General features: G+C 25.3%; 22 protein-coding genes. 11 read left to right on the top strand and 11 right to left on the bottom strand.

Annotated elements, in window-relative coordinates; translation table 11 throughout:
- Positions 1-16: 16 nt before the first annotated feature.
- From AMRN_RS07425 to AMRN_RS07460, 8 genes are read left to right on the top strand one after another with little or no spacing between them, the layout of a single operon-like run.
- The gene (locus AMRN_RS07425; RefSeq protein WP_099311564.1) at positions 17-1,285 is read left to right on the top strand and encodes a cobyrinic acid a,c-diamide synthase CobB; all 1,269 of its coding nucleotides are present in this window, start codon (positions 17-19) and stop codon (positions 1,283-1,285) included.
- Positions 1,275-1,985, top strand: coding sequence for a precorrin-8X methylmutase (locus tag AMRN_RS07430; protein ID WP_099311565.1), 711 nt, complete (start codon positions 1,275-1,277; stop codon positions 1,983-1,985). Before AMRN_RS07425 ends, AMRN_RS07430 begins: the two co-directional genes overlap by 11 nt.
- Complete coding sequence (locus tag AMRN_RS07435; protein ID WP_099311566.1) at positions 1,975-2,436, top strand: (2Fe-2S) ferredoxin domain-containing protein; 462 nt, start codon at positions 1,975-1,977, stop codon at positions 2,434-2,436. Before AMRN_RS07430 ends, AMRN_RS07435 begins: the two co-directional genes overlap by 11 nt.
- On the top strand, positions 2,433-3,458 hold the full coding sequence (gene cbiD, locus AMRN_RS07440) for a cobalt-precorrin-5B (C(1))-methyltransferase CbiD (protein ID WP_099311567.1): 1,026 nt from the start codon (positions 2,433-2,435) through the stop codon (positions 3,456-3,458). The genes AMRN_RS07435 and cbiD overlap by 4 nt, the downstream gene beginning before the upstream one ends.
- A complete protein-coding gene (gene cbiT / locus AMRN_RS07445; RefSeq protein WP_099311568.1) occupies positions 3,452-4,615 on the top strand; it encodes a precorrin-6Y C5,15-methyltransferase (decarboxylating) subunit CbiT in 1,164 nt (387 codons plus the stop codon). The genes cbiD and cbiT overlap by 7 nt, the downstream gene beginning before the upstream one ends.
- On the top strand, positions 4,612-5,358 hold the full coding sequence (locus AMRN_RS07450) for a cobalt-precorrin-4/precorrin-4 C(11)-methyltransferase (protein ID WP_099311569.1): 747 nt from the start codon (positions 4,612-4,614) through the stop codon (positions 5,356-5,358). Before cbiT ends, AMRN_RS07450 begins: the two co-directional genes overlap by 4 nt.
- On the top strand, positions 5,348-6,367 hold the full coding sequence (locus tag AMRN_RS07455; RefSeq protein ID WP_099311570.1) for a cobalt-precorrin 5A hydrolase: 1,020 nt from the start codon (positions 5,348-5,350) through the stop codon (positions 6,365-6,367). Before AMRN_RS07450 ends, AMRN_RS07455 begins: the two co-directional genes overlap by 11 nt.
- A 2-nt stretch (positions 6,368-6,369) precedes the next feature.
- Positions 6,370-7,155, top strand: coding sequence for a precorrin-3B C(17)-methyltransferase (locus AMRN_RS07460; protein ID WP_099311571.1), 786 nt, complete (start codon positions 6,370-6,372; stop codon positions 7,153-7,155).
- A 29-nt stretch (positions 7,156-7,184) separates the two neighbouring features.
- On the opposite strand, the gene AMRN_RS07465 is transcribed toward AMRN_RS07460, so the two are convergent.
- The 6 genes from AMRN_RS07465 to AMRN_RS14270 are packed head-to-tail and all read right to left on the bottom strand — an operon-like array spanning position 7,185 to position 11,445.
- Complete coding sequence (locus tag AMRN_RS07465; protein WP_099311572.1) at positions 7,185-7,895, bottom strand: sulfite exporter TauE/SafE family protein; 711 nt, start codon at positions 7,893-7,895, stop codon at positions 7,185-7,187.
- The gene (locus AMRN_RS07470; protein WP_099311573.1) at positions 7,895-8,398 is read right to left on the bottom strand and encodes a hypothetical protein; all 504 of its coding nucleotides are present in this window, start codon (positions 8,396-8,398) and stop codon (positions 7,895-7,897) included. The genes AMRN_RS07465 and AMRN_RS07470 overlap by 1 nt, the downstream gene beginning before the upstream one ends.
- On the bottom strand, positions 8,398-9,366 hold the full coding sequence (locus tag AMRN_RS07475; RefSeq protein WP_099311574.1) for a hypothetical protein: 969 nt from the start codon (positions 9,364-9,366) through the stop codon (positions 8,398-8,400). Before AMRN_RS07475 ends, AMRN_RS07470 begins: the two co-directional genes overlap by 1 nt.
- Positions 9,367-10,035, bottom strand: a complete 669-nt coding sequence (locus AMRN_RS07480) for an ABC transporter ATP-binding protein (RefSeq protein WP_099311575.1) — start codon at positions 10,033-10,035, stop codon at positions 9,367-9,369.
- Positions 10,032-11,210: an ABC transporter permease gene (locus AMRN_RS07485; protein WP_099311576.1), complete on the bottom strand. Its 1,179-nt coding sequence runs from the start codon at positions 11,208-11,210 to the stop codon at positions 10,032-10,034. The genes AMRN_RS07480 and AMRN_RS07485 overlap by 4 nt, the downstream gene beginning before the upstream one ends.
- Positions 11,200-11,445, bottom strand: a complete 246-nt coding sequence (locus tag AMRN_RS14270) for a hypothetical protein (RefSeq protein ID WP_099311577.1) — start codon at positions 11,443-11,445, stop codon at positions 11,200-11,202. The genes AMRN_RS07485 and AMRN_RS14270 overlap by 11 nt, the downstream gene beginning before the upstream one ends.
- A gap of 226 nt (positions 11,446-11,671) precedes the next feature.
- Between AMRN_RS14270 and AMRN_RS07495 the strand changes: the two genes are divergently transcribed.
- From AMRN_RS07495 to AMRN_RS07505, 3 genes are all read left to right on the top strand, one after another.
- A complete protein-coding gene (locus tag AMRN_RS07495) occupies positions 11,672-12,295 on the top strand; it encodes an HAD family hydrolase (RefSeq protein WP_099311578.1) in 624 nt (207 codons plus the stop codon).
- A 124-nt stretch (positions 12,296-12,419) separates the two neighbouring features.
- Complete coding sequence (locus tag AMRN_RS07500) at positions 12,420-12,641, top strand: hypothetical protein (protein WP_118897400.1); 222 nt, start codon at positions 12,420-12,422, stop codon at positions 12,639-12,641.
- 180 nt (positions 12,642-12,821) lie between these two features.
- Positions 12,822-15,119, top strand: a complete 2,298-nt coding sequence (locus AMRN_RS07505) for a methyl-accepting chemotaxis protein (protein WP_099312736.1) — start codon at positions 12,822-12,824, stop codon at positions 15,117-15,119.
- A 4-nt stretch (positions 15,120-15,123) separates the two neighbouring features.
- On the opposite strand, the gene AMRN_RS07510 is transcribed toward AMRN_RS07505, so the two are convergent.
- The 5 genes from AMRN_RS07510 to AMRN_RS07530 are packed head-to-tail and all read right to left on the bottom strand — an operon-like array spanning position 15,124 to position 18,169.
- Positions 15,124-15,801: an energy transducer TonB gene (locus AMRN_RS07510; RefSeq protein WP_118897402.1), complete on the bottom strand. Its 678-nt coding sequence runs from the start codon at positions 15,799-15,801 to the stop codon at positions 15,124-15,126.
- Positions 15,798-16,175 (bottom strand): TonB system transport protein ExbD, encoded by a 378-nt coding sequence (gene exbD, locus AMRN_RS07515; protein WP_099310858.1) that lies wholly within the window; start codon positions 16,173-16,175, stop codon positions 15,798-15,800. The genes AMRN_RS07510 and exbD overlap by 4 nt, the downstream gene beginning before the upstream one ends.
- The gene (exbB, locus tag AMRN_RS07520) at positions 16,156-16,581 is read right to left on the bottom strand and encodes a TonB-system energizer ExbB (RefSeq protein WP_191282097.1); all 426 of its coding nucleotides are present in this window, start codon (positions 16,579-16,581) and stop codon (positions 16,156-16,158) included. Before exbB ends, exbD begins: the two co-directional genes overlap by 20 nt.
- A gap of 57 nt (positions 16,582-16,638) precedes the next feature.
- Complete coding sequence (locus tag AMRN_RS07525; RefSeq protein ID WP_099310860.1) at positions 16,639-17,520, bottom strand: sensor histidine kinase; 882 nt, start codon at positions 17,518-17,520, stop codon at positions 16,639-16,641.
- Positions 17,510-18,169 carry a response regulator transcription factor gene (locus AMRN_RS07530; protein WP_099310861.1) on the bottom strand — a complete coding sequence of 220 codons (660 nt, stop codon included), beginning with the start codon at positions 18,167-18,169 and terminating at the stop codon, positions 17,510-17,512. Before AMRN_RS07530 ends, AMRN_RS07525 begins: the two co-directional genes overlap by 11 nt.
- Positions 18,170-18,216 lie beyond the last annotated feature (47 nt).

Here is an 18,216-nt window from a genome sequence, read left to right on the forward strand (position 1 = left end):
TTTATAAAGAGGTAAAATGAAAGCTTTTGTAATATCTGCTATTGCATCAAATCAAGGTAAAACTATTTTAACTACTGCATTACTTTATAATTACAGAAAAAGTGTGCGTCCTTTCAAAATAGGTCCAGATTATATAGACCCACAATTTCATAAAACTATTTGTGATACAAATTCAATAAATCTTGATACTTTTATGATGAATAAATCTCAAGTCAAATGGATTTTTAATAAATATAACAATAAAGATATTTGTATTGTTGAGGGTGTAATGGGTTTTTATGATGGAATGGACAAAGCTTGTTCTGCTTATGATGTTTCAAAACTTTTAAAAATACCTACTATTTTAATTCTTGATGCTAGTGGATCTTATATAACTATTAGTGCAGTTTTGAAAGGATTAAAAACTTATAAAAAAGACAATACAATCAAAGCAATTGTATTAAATAATATTTCATCAAGTATGCATTATGAGTTAATAAAAAGACAAGTAAATGAAGATTTTGATGATATTGAAATTTTAGGATGGATAGAAAAAAATCTTCCTTGCTTAAAAGATACACACTTAGGACTTGATTTAAATGATGCAAAAAAAGACACTTTACAAAAGCTATCAAAAGAAGTTTTAAAACATATAGATTTAGAAAAACTTCAAAAGATTTCAGTTTATACAAAAAAGAAAAATAATAATTATCCCTTTGAAAAAATTGAAAAAGTAAATAAAAAAGCAACTATTATAAAAGATGGGAATTTTTCATTTTTATATTATGATAACTTGAAAGTTTTAAAAGAGCTTTTCAATAAAGTGGAAATAGTTAACCCCAGTAAAGATGAACAAATAAGCAAAGATTCAGATTTTGTATATATCTTAGGGGGCTATATTGAAACACAAAAAGCATATGATAAGATTAAGAATTCAAAGAATTTTAAAGACTCTTTATTAAGACATGTTAAAGATAAAAGGTACGTTTATGCTGAATGTGCTGGATTATTATTTCTTTCAAAAAATGTTGATGATAAGAAAATGATGAATATTTTAGATGTTAGTTTTACCCTTACAAATAAAAGAAATCGATTAGGTTATTATTATAATCAAAAGGGATTAAAAGGTCATGCTTTTCACTATACAAAACCAATTGATACTAAAAATGCAATTGATATTTTAAGCAAAAAAAAGAATTCTAAAGGAGAGTTTGGAGCTTGGAAAAAAGAGAATGTATATGGCACATATTTACATACAATGTTTAGAAATAATTTAAATATATTGAAGGATTACTTTGGAATTTAAAATGGAACAACCACCTATAAATTTAGGTGCAGATATCTCAAATAAATCATTTGAAATAATAAACAATGAACTAAAAGATTATGAAAAAATAGATGAGTTTACAAAAGAGCAACAAGAGGTAATAAGTAGATTAATTCATACAACTACTTGCTTTGATGAAGTACTAAATAATATCTATTTTTCAAAAGATTCTATTAAAAAAGTACAAACATTGCTTTTAAATGAAGCAAAAATAATAGTTGATGTAAATATGATAAAAGTTGGGCTTAGTGATTTTTACTTAAAAAAGTATGACAATGAAGTTATTTGTTATATAAATGAGTCTTTTACTTATGAAAATGCACAAAAAAATAAAACCACAAGAAGTTATGCAGCTGTAGTTGAAGCTATTAAAAGACATAAAGACAAACCACTAGTTCTTGTTTGTGGGAATGCTCCTACATTTATTTATGCAGCTATTAATACTTTAATAGAGCAAAAAGTAGATTTAAACAATGTTGCTTTATTACTATTTCCAGTTGGATTTGTAAATGTAGTTGAATCAAAAGCTTATGCAAGAAAATTTTGCGATACTTTTAATGTAGCTGGAATTATTATGCAAGGAAGATTTGGAAGTTCAACTATGAGTGTAGCCACACTTCATGCTATTTATAAACTAATAAAAGATTATGATAAGGATGATAAATATAATGGAAAATAAAAAGCTATTTAATGCAATGGGAAGTGAAGTTGCTGATGGTTTTACATGCAAACCAAAAAATTTTGATGCAAATAAGCCAATAATGCACTTAAAAACACAACTTTTTATTTGTGATGATGAAAGATGTGGAAAAGCTCATAAAGATGAAAATATCGCTGCAACATTAAGAGAAGTATTAAAAGAGTTAAATCTATCAAAAGGAAAAGATAGAATCAAAATAGTTAGAACAGGATGTTTTGGAGCTTGTAGATTTAGAAGTGTTGCAAATATTTATGAAAATACTAAAATCAATGGGAATATTAATAACAATGGAATTTGGCTTAAAAATATTCATAAATATGATAAAGATAAATGGAAAAGACTTTTTATTTCATTAAAAGAAAATAGAAATATTGATGAAATTGATGAGTTTGAACAAGTACCAATGAGTGATCCAAGTTTTTATAAATGAGAAACCAAAAAGTTTTAAGAAAAGGCTATACAACAGGTACACACACTGTTGCATCATTTAGAAGTTGTTTAGATACATTGCTTGTTACAAATAAAGCGTGTATTACAAAAACAACAAAAATTGATAATGATGACTTAGATGTAACAAAAGGTTGTGAGATTATTGTAAGTTTAGACTTTTCTATTGAAAATTTTTTATTAAATCCTACATTTCAAAAAGCACAACTATTTAAATGTGAAACAAATAGTTTGGAAATTTATGCAGGAATTGGAGTTGGAGTAGTTACAAAAAAAGGTTTAAAAGTTCCACCACCCTACCCAGCAATCAATCCTGCTCCTTTAAATGCGATACAAGACTATTTTAAGATAAAAACAAACAAGAGACAACACTTACATTTAAAATGTTGTATAAGTGTTGTAAATGGACAAGAAATAGCTAAACAAACAGCTAATGCAAAAGTTGGTGTTCTTGAGGGTATTTCAATATTAGGAACAACAGGAGTTGTAAAACCTGTTTCAAGTTCTGCTTATATTGATTCAGTTAAAACACAAATAGAGTTTGCCATACAAAATAGATATGAAACTATCTATTTTACACTAGGTAATTCTGCTTTTAATATAGCTTGTTCAAAAGCAAATAAAGAAGCAATTATTGAAATAGGTAATTTTGTATATGATTCTATTGAAGTAGCAACAAATCAAAATGCAAAAGAAGTGATATTTTTATGTGGAATTGGGAAAATGACAAAAGTCTATCAAGGTTTTAAAAATACACATAATAGATTTGGTGTGATTGATTTTGATAAATTACAAGCTGATATAAAAAGAAATCTTAATTATGAAGTGGATATAGAAGCTACTTTAACCGTAAAAGGAATATCTCAAGAACTTGAAAAAGCAGGTTTAGTAAAAGAGTTTTATGAGATGATAACATTAAAAGCAAATAAACAAATAAAAAAGTGGTTTAAAACTTCAAATGTAAAAGCCATAATATTAGAAGAAAAAGAGGTTTTAGGATGGTAACTATTGCAGGAAATGGAATGGGAGAGTATGATTTTTCAAATCTTGATTTTGATATATCAAAATTTGATAAAGTTATTTGTGATTTAAATTTTTTAGAAGACGGTAAAAATATTCTAAAATTAAAATACAAACAAGCAAAAGAGTATATTTTGCAAAACTATGAAAAAGAAGAGATTTTATATGTAGTAACTGGTTCACCTTTATTTTATAGTGCAGGAACTATTATTGCAAAAAATTTACCAAAAAATAAAGTAAAAATCATAAACAACACATCTTCAAAAAGCTATTTGTTAGAAAAACTATTTATTAGTGAAACAGATGTAAATACAATATCTTTACATGGAAGAGTTGATATTGATTTAACTAAATTTTTACAAAATAAATATACTTTTATACTTTGTGATAAATCTACTATCTCAAGATTAAAAACTGCCCTATGCTATTTTGAAGCAAACTCTATTTCTACTATACTTGGATATAAACTTGGATTTAATGAAGAGAAAATTGAAAAAATTGATTTATTAAATTTTGATGAGCATTTACTTGATTTAACAGCTCCTTTTGTTTTACTTATTAAAAAAGAGTTTAAAAATAAAAATATAATTAGTGAAGATATTGAGTTTGAAACACAAAGAGGAATGATTACAAAAAAATACAAAAGACAACTTACTTTACAAAATCTAGATTTACAAGCAAATAATCTACTGTGGGATATTGGTGCAGGAAGTGGAAGTTGCGCAATAGAAGCTTTTAAAAGATATAAAGTAAAAACAATACTTTTTGAAAAAAATGAAACAAGAATAGATTTTATAAAACAGAATTTAAAAAATCATTATGTAATTGATACAAAACTTTTAAGTGGAGAAGCACAAGTTCTCTTTCAAACACTTAAAGAGACACCTCAAAGGATATTTGTAGGAGGTGGAGGAATTGAGGTTATAAAACAACTTCCAAAACTTTATGAAATATTAGATGAAAAAGGGATTTTATTGATAAATGCAATTACCTTAAAACATCTAAATCTTATGCTAACTGTTTTAAATGAAGCAAAGATTGAATATGAAGTTTACTCTATCTCTCTTACAACATATAAAGGTAAACTTGATTTAGTAGAGCCTGAAAGACAATTATTTCAAATAAAGGTAAATAAAAAATGATATATTTTATAGGTGCTGGATGTGGAGATCCAGATTTAGTTACAGTAAAAGCACAAAAAATACTTCAAAAAGCTGATGCTGTTTTATATACTGGTTCATTAGTTCCAAAAGAGGTTCTTTCTTGGTGCAAAGCTGATGCAATTATAGAAGATTCTCAAGGTATGAAATATCCTGAGATTTTTGCTTTTTTAAAAAAGCAAAAAGATAAAGTTGTAGCAAGAGTTCATACAGGCGATCCTTCTATTTACTCAACTATTGCAAAACAGATTGAGTTTTTACAAAAAGAAAATATATCATATGAAGTAATACCAGGAATTACAGCTGCTTTTGGAGCAGCTGCTAGTTTAGGAATTGAATATACAATTCCAGGAGTTTCACAAACCATGATTTTAACAAGAGTTGAAGGAAAAACACCAAATCCTGAAAGTCTTGAGAATATATTAGCTTGTAAAAACTCTTCGTTGGTATTTTATTTATCTATTTTACTTCTTGAAAAATTAAAGAAAAAAGCTTTGAAGTTAGGATATAGCAAAGATACACCTTGTTGGGTAGTTGAAAAAGCAACATGGAAAGAAGAACAAATTTTCAAAGGAACAATTTCAAATATACAAGAACAAGTATCTCATATAAAAGGTGTAGCACTAATTCTTTTGGGAGATTTTTTAAAACAAGAAGAGACTCAAGAATCACATTTGTATGTAAAACCACTAGTTAAAGAGTTAAAGGCAGACAATGAGCAATAAACTAAAGATTGCAGTTGTATCAATAAATCAACCAAGTTTAAATAGTGCTTGTGAACTTTTAAAATACTTAGATGATTTTGAAGTTGATGTATATGGTAAAAAAGATTTAAATCATAATCTTTCAAATCTTATAATCTATGAAAAAATAGATACTGTATTAGAAAATGCTTGGAAAAAATATGATGCAATTATTTGTATTTTAGCTATGGGAATTGTTGTAAGAAAGATTGCTCCTTTTTTAAAAAATAAGGCTACAGATCCTGCAATTATTGTTATGAGTATGGATTTAAGTAAGATTATTCCTCTTTTAAGTGGTCATATTGGTGGAGCAAATGAACTAAGTGACTTAATTGCTTCAAGAATTAAAGGGTGTATAAATTTTATCTCAACTGCAACAGATCAAACAAATACTTTTGCTTTTGATATATTTGCAAAGAAAAATAACTTTGAAATACAAAACCTACAATGTTTAGCAAAAATCTCAAATGCATTATTAAACAATAAAGAAGTTGAAGTTAAAACTTATAAAAGCATCTTTGAAACAATCCCTGATAAAACAAATTTAAAAAGAGTAGATGAACAAAGTTTAGAACTTTGTGTAAATATAACTCCATTTTCGAACAAGAATCTAACTTTAAAACCAAAAGTTTATCTAGGAATGGGTTGTAATAAAAATACAACTTTTCAAGAAATTGAAAAAGCCTTTTTGTGCTTTTTAGATAAATACAACTTAAGCAAACATCAAATAGAAAATATAGCTTCATTTGAAGCAAAAGCTGATGAGGTAGGACTTTTAGAATTTGCTTCAAAATATAGTTTTGATATAAAATTTTATAACAAAGAGCAAATAAACTCACTTCAAGCAGATTTTTCTCCATCACAAGCAACAAAGTTTTTTAATTTAAAAGGTGTAGCTGAGCCATCAGCAATTTTACTTTCAAAATATAAAGAACTAATACTAAAAAAAGAAGTATATAATAAAAAAATAACAATCGCAGGAGCAATTTAAATATGGCAAAAAGATTATATATAGTAAGTTCAGGAGCAGGAGGAACTTCATATATCACACCAGAAGCAACAAAAGCAATAGAAAATAGTGAAGTTATAGTCTCATATAGTAAATATGCACGAGAACTAAAAGAGTTATTAAAAGAAAAAGAAGTTTATACATCAGGTATGACACATGAAATACAAAGATGTAATCAAGCAATACAATATGCAAAAAGTGGAAAAACAACTTCAATCATCTCAAACGGAGATGTCAATGTATATGGAATGGCAACATTAATTGTTGAAATAATGGATGAAAAAGATTTATGGGATGAAATTGAACTTATTTCACTTCCTGGAGTTACTTCTTTTTTAGCAGCAGCTAGTAAAGCAGGAGCTCCTGTATCTCAAGACTTTTCTATTATTTCATTATCAGATAGATTAACAGATATAAATTTAATAGATAAAAGAGTAAAAGCAGCACTTGAATGTGATTTTGTTCTAGGAATTTATAATCCAAAATCAAAAAAAAGAATTAAACCATATCAAAATTTCTTAAAAGCTTTAGAAAATGGATATGAAAATAGAATTACAATAATTGCTTCAAATGTAGGAAGAGTAGAAAAAGAAAAAATCACAATAACAACTGCACAAGATTTAATAAACAAAGATATAGAACATGAAGCTGTTTCAATGTCAACACTTATTATAATTTGTAATTCAAATTCAAAATTAACAAAAAATAATCAAGTCCTAACTCCAAGGGGATATTTAAATAAATATGAACTTGATGGAGAATTAAAATAAATATTGCTATCTAAGAAAGTTAATCTTTCTTAGATATGACAACTAAGTATTGTTTTTGTAGGATCTACTATATATTCATATCCTAAATATGCAATATAAATCCCAAATCCAATAACAACAAGAGAGGCTATTTTTATCATGGTATTTCTTAATGCTGTTTGTTTAAAAATAGATACAAAAAAGCCTAAAGAAAAAAGTGCTGGAATTGTACTAAGTCCAAAAATCAACATTACAAATGCTCCCCACAAAGGACTTCCTGTACTTGCAGCTGTAATAGCAAAAACATATACAAAACCACATGGCAAAAGACCATTTAACATCCCTAAAAGATAAAAGCTAGTCAAAGAATCTGAACCAATTAATGATTTAAATGTTTTTTGATATAAAGGTGATTTTGAAACTGAATGTTCAAGATTTGTTAAGAACTTGATTTTCCCACTTAAAGAAAGACCAATTAGCACCATCAAAAATCCTGTAGTTAGTAGTAAAATACCACTTGTAAGATTATCAAAAGTAACTACTCCTCCAACATATCCAAAAATAAAGCCAAGTATTACATAAGTTGTTATTCTTCCAAAAGAGTATAAAAGATGAGAAAGAGCTTGAAGTTGCTTACTCCATCCACTTTTTACCTTTGTGCTTGAATAAGCAACAACAATTCCACCACACATTCCAACACAGTGCCCAAAAGAGCCTAAAAAAGCAATTGTTATTATAGTTACTATACTTATTGTTTCCATTATTTACCTAACAATTTTTGTTTTACATATGGGTCAGTTAAGTTCTCACCTCTTAACATATATAAAAGCATTTGATTAAAATTTATAAAACCATCTTTTTTCTTTTCATATGCACCAAAACCATAAGACATAGGTGTTTTTGATACTCTACTGTACCAAGCAGTTCTACCATCTATGTATTTATTTGTATCATGAGAATATACCCAAATTGTTGCTTCATCTTTAAAATCAATATCTTTAAACCACAAAGCCATACAGCCAACATCATCAAAAAACCATGTTTTACCATCAGGAGATACAGCTTGTGCAGAGTTTTCTTTTGTTGTAATAGTCATTCCACATTGTGTATCTTGAAAATGATTTAGTGTAATATCTATAGGTTTTTTTTCATGATTTCCACTATGAATTACCACCATCTTTTTTTGTTCACTCATTGATAAAAATATTGTTATAATTATTGCTATAACAACAAAAACGCTTAATATTGGTATTAATTTTTTCATTATAAAAATACTCCATTTTTTAAATAGTAAATCCCAACATATAAAGTACAAATTAGTACAAAAATTGTATTAAATATTATTGAATATTTATATGTATAAGCCAACTCTTTTTTAATTAGAAATTTTAGCACAAAGGAACTTATTGCATAAAATACACCTAAAAACAACATACTCCATAATAAATACCCTATATAATAATACTCTTTTTGCAACATACAAAAAGGACATTTATGAGTTGGAAGTTCATAAATATATGTTCCAAAGAACTCAACCACACTTAAATATGCAACATACAAAAAGATTATATTAACTACAAAACTAAGTAAAGCTTGTTTTGATATATTTGCCATGATATTCAATAAATAAAACAGATAAAAAAGTATCAATAACTTTGTTGTATCTAAACCTAAAGGAAGAGTGTTCTCTCCTTGTACACCAAATATCACAGAACAACAAAGCACAATCTCATCTAATGAAATATTTGTAAAATATAAAATATCTAAGATATACTCTATTAAAACAAGAAAAAATATAAACATAAAAAAATATAGTTTTATTTTTATATATGGGTAGTTTTTCTCTTTTAAATCCTCACTATTTACAATAATCCAAATAGAATTAAAAAACACTATAAAAACTTTTAAAGCAAGAAGCTTTACTCCATAATCATTTGCACTAATCACTCCTGCTGCACACATGGCTCCTGGAACAATATTTGATAAGTTATCAATAACATAAGCAAAATATGGAATCAATGCTATTTTTACAATTAGTGCAAAAAATATTATAAGCATTACTAAATAAGACTTCTTTTCTAAACTATACTGTTTTGGTTTTGTACTATTAAAATCCCAATTCTTTACAATATCAAAAACCCAAAATAAAGCAAATACTTGCAATATTAAAAGTATAGTTTGTGATATAAGATAGATTATCACTTCATTTGATAATAAAACTTCATTAAACATTTAAACTATTTTTCCATCTTGCATATTTATAGTTTCAAATAAAACATTACTTTGTTCAAAAATAGAGTCATGAGTAGCTATAATAACTGTTTTTTTAAGCTTTTTAAAATCCTCTAGTAAAGATAAAAATTTTAAAGAGTTTTGTTTATCTAAATTTGCTGTTGGTTCATCAAAAAGTAAGATATTAGCATCACAAACTAAAGCCCTTGCTATTGCTACTCTTTGTTTTTCTCCTCCACTTAAATTTGATACAAATTCATCTTTTTTATGTTTTATATTAGCTAAAGATAAGGCATGTATAACTTTTGCTTTTATTTCATCTTTAGAAAGATTTTGAACTATTAAAGGAGTCATTACATTATGAAATACATTTAAACTATTTATCAAATTGAAATCTTGAAAAACATACCCTATTTTTTTGTTTCTAAATTTTGAAGCATGCAAATCAGGTAGTTTTGCAATATGCTCATCATCTACAATAACATCACCACTTGTAGGTTTTTGTAAACTTGAGATTATAGATAATAAAGTAGATTTTCCACTACCACTTACACCTTTTAAAAGAACAATTTGCTCTTTTGGAATAAATAAACTTACATTTTCAAGTGCGGTAAACTCATTTTTTCTATTTTGATTAAAGATTTTATAAAGATTTTTAACTTCTATCATTTTATACTCTTTATTACATCAACTGTAGCTATTTTCCACACAGGAATTAAAATTACACATAAAAATGGTACCACATAAAATATAAACAAAGTTACAATTGAACCAAATGGTATATAAGGTGTTAATTCATAACTAAAATCTAAATTTGAAAAACCTAAAAATATTTGCATTAAAAAAGGTGCTTTTGTCACAAATATATAAATAAAAGATAAGATAATTCCAATACTAAAAGAGAAAAATGCAACTAAAAAGTTTTCGAAAACTTTTAGTTTTAATATATCTTTAATACTCCACCCTACTGCTTTAAGTATTGCTATCTCTTTTTTATCACTTGAATTTATCATAGAATATCTTTGATATAGTATTAGTAAAAATGTAAGAATAGCAACAATATAAAGCACTAAAAAAAGTCCAGTTTTATAATTAAAAAGATTTAAATAGTATGATTTCATATCATCTTTTGAAATTACTCTTAAGTTATCATCTTTTAATATAATTTCTACTTTTGCATTTGCTCTTTCTAACTCATTAGGAACATTCAATGCAATATCAGAAGTTTTATACTCATCTACGCCTAAAACTATTTTTGCTAACTCTTTTGGTAAAATTATCATATCATTTGAAAGAAGTGAGGTTGTATCATCAAAAGCATCATAAATTTCAACTTCTATTGATTCACCTAAAGGTGTTGTAAAAAAATAACTCTTTTCATATTTAAACTTATCAAAAAGTTTTTTAACTCCACTTCCTATTATCATGTACTCTTTTTCTAAAAATTTTGACATATCAAGTTTTTTAGATAATGTTTTTAGGTTTTTACTATTTTGCTCTTCAAAAAAATCTACTCCAACGATTGTAAAACTTTGTTTTAATGGTTTGAAAAAGTACTTGCCATATACTCTTGAAGTTACATTTTTTACACCATAAATTTGTTCAATTTTTTCAATCAATGATAGATCAATATCAATAACTTCCCCTGCTTTCATTTTTTGAACTACAAAATCAGCTTGTGAATCTAATGTGTACTGAATATCTTTTGATAATGAAGTTGAGATAAACATCACAGAACTTAAAATAAAAACTAAAATTATTGAGATGACAAATATAGAAAAGTGCTTACTTCTATGAATAAAAAGCATAAGAAATAAAAAACTATAAAAAGATTTATTTAACATATATGAAATCCATGTGATTAGTACTTTTATGAAATAGATATGGTTTATTTTGAAGTTGAGAGTTATCTTCACTATAAGCATTGGAAAAAGATATTTTAAAGCTGTTTGTTAATGATACCATGCTATTTAACTTATTGTATTTATCTTCTTTATTGTAAGAAAAGTCAAAATAGAAAATAAAACAAAATCCTAAAAAAATTGTAAAAAATATTGTAAAAAAAACTTTAAAAATCATTTTATTATCTTATTTAAACTTTATTAAAAATAAGCTTCACTTAAAGTGAAGCTAACCTGATATATAAAAAATCCGCAAGATATTAAATTGTGTAGGAGGAATCTAATTCTTGTTTTGTAAAATAATTATAACTTCTGTTTGTTAAGTAAGTGTTAATTTTCTTACTTAACCTAATATTTGAGCTCAAAAGCGTATAATAAGATAAATTTTTTATAAAGAGAATTAAATGAGATTAATCATGTTTGATATGGATGGAACTTTAGTAAATAGTTCAAAAGCCATCACAAATACTATAAACTACGTTAGAGAGAATACTGGACTTCATAGATTAGAAGATAAGTATATTTTAGAGCATATTAATAAACCAGAAATCAACTCAGCAGAGTTCTTTTATGGAACAAAAGAGTTTACAGATGAACAAGTGCACTTATTTGAAAACTATTATAATGAACACTGTTTGACTGATTTGGAACTATATGATGGAATAGCAACTTTACTTGATGATTTAAAAAACGACTTTACACTTGCTGTTGCAACAAATGCAAACTCACAATATGCAAAAAAGATGCTAGACCATGTGGGAATTGGCTCATTATTTCCTACAATCTTAGGATATGATAGCGTTACAAATCCAAAACCTCACCCAGAAATGGTGCAAAAAATTCTTGATAAACATAGTATTTTAAATACAAATGCACAACTAATAGGAGATAGCTTAAAAGATACAATGGCAGCTGCTAAAGCAAATGTTGATTCAGTTTTAGTTAACTGGGGCTTTTCAGACCATGAAGAAGATGCTATTGAAACTATACAAGAATTAGAAGCAAAAATCATAGAAAAATTTAAATAATAATTTTTTATCCTTAAATAAATAATTTTAAATAATTTAAAAAGTGTTAATATATTGATACTATTTTTATATATAATTTTAAAACACAAAATATATAATAAAATTATTTGAAGGATTTTTTTTAATGAAAGAAAAAGAACAAGATAAATTCTTCTTTATTTCAATTGAGACTTTAACTAAAAAGAAAAAACATCCTTACTATATGATATATAGAACAACTAACGAAAAAATCTACTTTTTACCTTTTAGAGAAAATAAGACCTATTTAAAAGATATAATAAAATTTCTTACAAAAAAGCTTGTATCAAAAACAATAAATATATCTTTTAAAGTTTTCAAAACTTAAGCAAAATAGATTTAATGGTTAATAAAAATAATAATTGAGAAAGAATAAATAAAATTTAATCCTTTATAAATAATTTTTATATGTATATTTGTAACTTAAATAAAAAATAAGTTGTATTTTAAACTAAGCTTGAATAATAATGCTTGTCATAATGCACTTATTTTTGAGGAGAAATATTCTATGAAAAATCTATCTATTAAATTAAAATTAATAGTCTCATTTATCACTATTAGTTTACTAATTATTTCATTGGCTGCATATAGTATATATGGTTTATCAAAATCTTCAAATGGCTTTGATAAATATAAAAATATGGCAAATAATAGTAACCTTGCAAGTAGTGTTCAAGAAAATATGCTTATGGTAAGGATGGAAGTAAAGGACTTTATTAATAAAAATGAAAACTTTAGTCTAAACCGTTTTGAACAATATTATAAAAAAACTAGTGATTTTGAAAAACAACTAAAAAACAGTACTAAAAATCCTAAAGAAAAGAAACTTGTAGATACTTTAGCACAATTATTAGAAGTCTATAGTGTGAATTTTTATGAACTAAATGATTATAGAAGTCAAAACAATGGCATTGTAGAAAATAATTTAGCAATTAATGGTAAAAAAATAGAACAACTTTTAAATGAAATCATGTTAAGTTCTAACAAACAAAATAATGTAAATGCTTCTTTAAAAACTGCAAAAGCTATCAGAACTCTACTTTTAGGAAGACTTTATGCACTTAAATTTGTTACATCAAATAAAAAAGAGCATAATTACGAAGTAATAAAAAAGTTTGATACTTTACGAACACAAATAAATAAAATAAAACCTACATTGTATTCTAATGCAAATATTCAAAAGTTAAACAATGCAACAAACTTAATTGATATTTATAAACAAGGCGTTGATAAACTTATGTTCATAATAGATAAGGAAAATACATTAATTAAGGAACTAAGAACAATCGGTCCTAAAATTGCAAAAATAACTGCTGATATAAAATTATCAATTAAAAATGAACAAAAGCTTGTTGGAACACAAGTAGAAAGTATCAATAAAAGTTTAACATTAACAATTGAAATACTATCTGCAATTGTTCTTTTAATTATTTTATTACTTGGTGCATATATTCCAAAAGATATAAATACACAAATTCATGAATTTCAAGAAGGCTTATTAAACTTCTTTAGATACTTAAATAGAGAAACAAATGAAGTAAAACCTTTAACAAACAATTCAAATAATGAGTTTGGAGTTATGTCCAAAGTAGTAAATAAAAATATTACTATTACTAAAAATTCTATTGAAGAAGATAGAGCCATTATAAATGAAACAATTGCTGTTTTAAATGAGTTCCAACAAGGAGACTTATGTCAAAGAATTTCAACAAATGTAACAAATCCAGCACTTAATGAGTTAAAAGATGTGTTAAACAATATGGGACAAAATCTTGAAAATAATATAGATAATATCTTAGATGTTTTAGAAGAGTTTTCAAAATATAATTATCTAAAAAAAGTAAATACGCATGGAATAAAAAAACATTTAGAAAAACTTGCAACAGGGGTAAATAATTTAGGCCTTTCTATTACACAAATGTTATTAGAGAATAAAGCAAATGGATTAACTCTTAATGAAAGTTCAAATATCTTATTACAAAATGTTGATACATTAAATACAAGTTCAAATGAAGCTGCAACAAGTTTAGAAGAAACTGCAGCAGCAATTGAACAAATAACAGGAAATATAAAATTAACAACAAATAAAATTTCAGAAATTGATACTTTAACAAAAGATGTCTCTTCATCTACTTTAAATGGTGAACACTTAGCTATTAAAACAACTTCTTCTATGGAAGATATAAATGAACAAGTAAGTTCAATAAATGAAGCAATAACAGTAATTGACCAAATCGCTTTTCAAACAAATATCTTAAGTTTAAATGCAGCTGTTGAAGCTGCAACAGCAGGTGAAGCAGGAAAAGGTTTTGCAGTTGTAGCACAAGAAGTAAGAAACCTTGCAAGTAGAAGTGCACAAGCAGCAAAAGAGATTAAAGAGTTAGTTGAAAATGCTACACTTAAAACAAATGAAGGTAAAAATATTGCAAATGAAATGATAAAAGGTTATAACCATTTAAAAGAGGATATTAATAAAACAAGTTTTTTAATCTCTGATGTTTCAAATGCAGCAAAAGAACAAGAAAGTGGTATCATTCAAATCAATGATGCAATCAATAATTTAGATCAACAAACACAGCAAAATGCACTTATTGCAACACAAACTCAAGAAGTTGCATTAAATACATCTGAAATTGCAAAAAAAGTAGTTGAAAATGCAAATGAAAAAGAGTTTGAAGGTAAAGATAGTGTAAAAGCAAAACAACTTCATGTTGATATAAAAAAAGAAAAAACAACTAAAGAAGAAAAAGCACCCTTAGAATTTAAATCTTCATTAAAAGATGATGACTCATGGGAGAGTTTTTAATTTACTAAATTAATCTATACTCAATAGGTAGAGTAATAATTAAGCTTTTAGGAACCTTTGGAAAGTTCTTAGAAGCTTTTTTTATAGCTTCAATAGTTGACTTTCTTAGTAAGCTATGCCCTTTTAGAATATCTATTTTATTAATCTTACCATCTTTTGATATTTTAAACTTCACTTTTACTACACCTTGAATATTGAATCTTTTTGCTCTTTTTGAATAGACTATATTTTTTTGAATCAATTTTCTAATTAGAAGTAAATTTTTATCTATATAAATTTTTGATTGATTTAAAGTTACTTGTGATGAAGTTATATTATTTTTTGGTTTTGATGTTTTTTTAGATGATTTCGATACTATTTTTTTATTATCTTTTGATTTTTTGATAGTATCTTTAACAATTTTTGTCTCTTTTTTAATAATTTTCTTATTTTTTTTAGGTTTATTTTTTATTAGTTTACTTTTTCTAATAGTCTGTTTTATCTCTTTTTTCTTTATGCTTTTTTTTTGAATATTTTTTTCTTTTATCTCTTTTTTTATTTGAACATAATTTAAAGAGATTTTTTTTGTATCCTTTTTTTTATTAATTATCATCTTTTCATTTGCAAACAAAACATAAAAACTAGCAATTATACTAATATATATAAATAGTGCAATAAAAAAAGAGCTAATATATCTTTTCATTTTTTTGTTACTATTGATATGTTTTGAAAATCATTACTTTTTAATATATCAAGAACTTGAACAAAACTATCAAATCTTGCATTCTTATCACTTTTTATATAAACTTGTGTCTCTTTTTTGAATTTTAAAATATGATTTTTCATATTTTTAGAATTTACAAGATTATTATTACAAAAAAACTCTCCTTTTTTATTTATAACAATTACTAGCTTTTTATCTATTTTTAAATTACTAGTACTCTTTGCACTTGGTAAAGACACAGGAATAAGCCCTTTTGTGATAAAAGTTGAAGTCATAAGAATTATTGTTAAAAGTACTAATAGTACATCAATAAAAGGCAATACATTTATGCTATCAAATTTCTTTAATTTCATATTTACTTTCCAGAACTTCTGCATATCTGCTTAATATATTATAAAATATCATTGAAACTATTGCTACTACTAAGCCAACAGCTGTTGCTTTAAGTGCAAGAGCCAAAGAAGACATTATTTTTTCAGCTTCAATATTTGTGCCACTCATAGTCATAAAAGTAAGCATGATAGCTAACACAGTTCCAAGAAGACCAATATAAACAGAGTTTGAAGCAATAGTTCCTATAATTGTCAAGTGTCTTGTAAGAGCAATTTCTAAAGCTTTTTTATTTTTATATATATTTATATCAAGTTTCTTATAAAAAATAACTCTTTCAATAAAAAACCAAACAGAAATAAAACTCATAAAAATCAATAATGCTATAACTCCATAATCTATCAAGTGTTTTAATACTTCAATATTCATAATTCACCTAAATTAAATTTTATAGATTTTAATTTAAATGTGTTAAATAAATGTTAATTAAATATTAGTATCTTGTGAAAGATTATTAAAAAAATGTTTTTTTAAATTTAATTCAAACCTTGAACCGTCTTTTAAGGGGATTATATTTATTGCTATTTTATTTTTATCACAAAACTCTTTTACTATACTAAGTCCTAAGCCAAAACCTTTTTTTGAACTATCTTCTTGAAAGAAAGTATCAAATACATCAAAAAGATATTTTGTATCTATTGTATTACCACTATTTTCTATAAATAAAATAGTATTCTCCTTTAATCCTATTTTTACATATCCATCTGATTTATTATATTTTATGGCATTTGATAAAAGGTTATCAATTACTTTATAAAAACCATTTTTATCAGTCTTAAGTAAGAGTTCTTTATCAATATTATTTTCTATTCTTATATCTTTTTTTATATCTTCAAACTTATCAATTGAATTATTGACAACTTCATATAAAAAGAATGTATCTTTATCAACATTGTCAATCTCTTTTTTTATGCTATATTCCATATCTTCATATAATTTTAGTAAATCACTTGAAGCTTTTTTTATTCTTTCTAATCTTTTTAAAGCTTTTTCATCTGTTATTTTTCTTTCAAGCATTTGAGTATTTAACATTATTGTAGAAACAGGTATATTTAACTCATGCAAAGTCTTTTTTACTGTTTTTTGTAAGTTTTCATCACTTTTAAAAAGTGGTTCAAGAATAGATTTGCTTAAAGCCAAAAAAAGAACAAGAGAGCACACAAGTAATGGTAAAACTATAATTATAAAATTATCTTTATTCAATCCAAAATAACTAATCAAAATATAATTCATAAATAGAGTCAAGATAGTTGTAAATGTAAATACAATTGAGATTGAAATTAAAAAATCTTTTATTTTAGAATTCAATTTTATATCCTATACCTTTTATATTAGTAATTTTCTCTTTTCCTAAAATCTTTTTTAGATTGTTTATATACACTCTAATTGAACCCTCACTATACTCTTCACTAACACTCCAAAGTCTAGAAATAATCATCTCTTTTGAAACAATTGAATCACGGTTTTCCAAAAATAATTCAAGCAATGAAACTATTTTTATGGGAAGATTTAAGTCTTTTCCTTCTTTATAAACTCGTCTTAAAATAGGATTGAAAGTTAACTCATCAAAAAGCTCAAGCTCTTTTACTGGCTTTCCACATCTTTTAAGTACAGATTTAATCCTAAGTAATAGCTCATCTAAATCAACTGGCTTTTTTAAATAATCATCACAACCATTTAAAAATCCCTCTTCTAATGTCTGCTTATCTTTATATGATGTAAGAAAAATAGTAGCAGTTGTATCTCCACTTCCCCTTAACTCTTTTAATAAATCTAATCCATTTATCAAAGGAACATTAATATCAAGTAAATATAAATCATAATTACTATTAAAGTTTAGCTCTAAAGCCTCTTGTCCATCATAAGCAATATCTACTTCAAAGTTTTCTTCTTCTAAAAAATCTTCTAATGTTTGAGCAAAAAGCTCATCGTCTTCTAATACTAATATTTTATTCATGATTACTTTCTTTATTAAAAATCTGTAAAATTTTATCTAAACAAGCC

The sequence above is a fragment of the Malaciobacter marinus genome, from assembly GCF_003544855.1.
Classification (GTDB): domain Bacteria; phylum Campylobacterota; class Campylobacteria; order Campylobacterales; family Arcobacteraceae; genus Malaciobacter; species Malaciobacter marinus.

What these genes read in the sequence shown, in the direction of transcription:
- AMRN_RS07425 (WP_099311564.1), top strand. Translation starts at nt 17, where the DNA reads ATGAAAGCTTTTGTAATATCTGCTATTGCATCAAATCAAGGTAAAACT.
- AMRN_RS07435 (WP_099311566.1), top strand. Translation starts at nt 1,975, where the DNA reads ATGGAAAATAAAAAGCTATTTAATGCAATGGGAAGTGAAGTTGCTGAT.
- cbiD (WP_099311567.1), top strand. Translation starts at nt 2,433, where the DNA reads ATGAGAAACCAAAAAGTTTTAAGAAAAGGCTATACAACAGGTACACAC.
- cbiT (WP_099311568.1), top strand. Translation starts at nt 3,452, where the DNA reads ATGGTAACTATTGCAGGAAATGGAATGGGAGAGTATGATTTTTCAAAT.
- AMRN_RS07450 (WP_099311569.1), top strand. Translation starts at nt 4,612, where the DNA reads ATGATATATTTTATAGGTGCTGGATGTGGAGATCCAGATTTAGTTACA.
- AMRN_RS07455 (WP_099311570.1), top strand. Translation starts at nt 5,348, where the DNA reads ATGAGCAATAAACTAAAGATTGCAGTTGTATCAATAAATCAACCAAGT.
- AMRN_RS07460 (WP_099311571.1), top strand. Translation starts at nt 6,370, where the DNA reads ATGGCAAAAAGATTATATATAGTAAGTTCAGGAGCAGGAGGAACTTCA.
- AMRN_RS07465 (WP_099311572.1), bottom strand. Translation starts at nt 7,895, where the DNA reads ATGGAAACAATAAGTATAGTAACTATAATAACAATTGCTTTTTTAGGC.
- AMRN_RS07470 (WP_099311573.1), bottom strand. Translation starts at nt 8,398, where the DNA reads ATGAAAAAATTAATACCAATATTAAGCGTTTTTGTTGTTATAGCAATA.
- AMRN_RS07475 (WP_099311574.1), bottom strand. Translation starts at nt 9,366, where the DNA reads ATGTTTAATGAAGTTTTATTATCAAATGAAGTGATAATCTATCTTATA.
- AMRN_RS07480 (WP_099311575.1), bottom strand. Translation starts at nt 10,035, where the DNA reads ATGATAGAAGTTAAAAATCTTTATAAAATCTTTAATCAAAATAGAAAA.
- AMRN_RS07485 (WP_099311576.1), bottom strand. Translation starts at nt 11,210, where the DNA reads ATGTTAAATAAATCTTTTTATAGTTTTTTATTTCTTATGCTTTTTATT.
- AMRN_RS14270 (WP_099311577.1), bottom strand. Translation starts at nt 11,445, where the DNA reads ATGATTTTTAAAGTTTTTTTTACAATATTTTTTACAATTTTTTTAGGA.
- AMRN_RS07495 (WP_099311578.1), top strand. Translation starts at nt 11,672, where the DNA reads ATGAGATTAATCATGTTTGATATGGATGGAACTTTAGTAAATAGTTCA.
- AMRN_RS07500 (WP_118897400.1), top strand. Translation starts at nt 12,420, where the DNA reads ATGAAAGAAAAAGAACAAGATAAATTCTTCTTTATTTCAATTGAGACT.
- AMRN_RS07505 (WP_099312736.1), top strand. Translation starts at nt 12,822, where the DNA reads ATGAAAAATCTATCTATTAAATTAAAATTAATAGTCTCATTTATCACT.
- AMRN_RS07510 (WP_118897402.1), bottom strand. Translation starts at nt 15,801, where the DNA reads ATGAAAAGATATATTAGCTCTTTTTTTATTGCACTATTTATATATATT.
- exbD (WP_099310858.1), bottom strand. Translation starts at nt 16,175, where the DNA reads ATGAAATTAAAGAAATTTGATAGCATAAATGTATTGCCTTTTATTGAT.
- exbB (WP_191282097.1), bottom strand. Translation starts at nt 16,581, where the DNA reads ATGAATATTGAAGTATTAAAACACTTGATAGATTATGGAGTTATAGCA.
- AMRN_RS07530 (WP_099310861.1), bottom strand. Translation starts at nt 18,169, where the DNA reads ATGAATAAAATATTAGTATTAGAAGACGATGAGCTTTTTGCTCAAACA.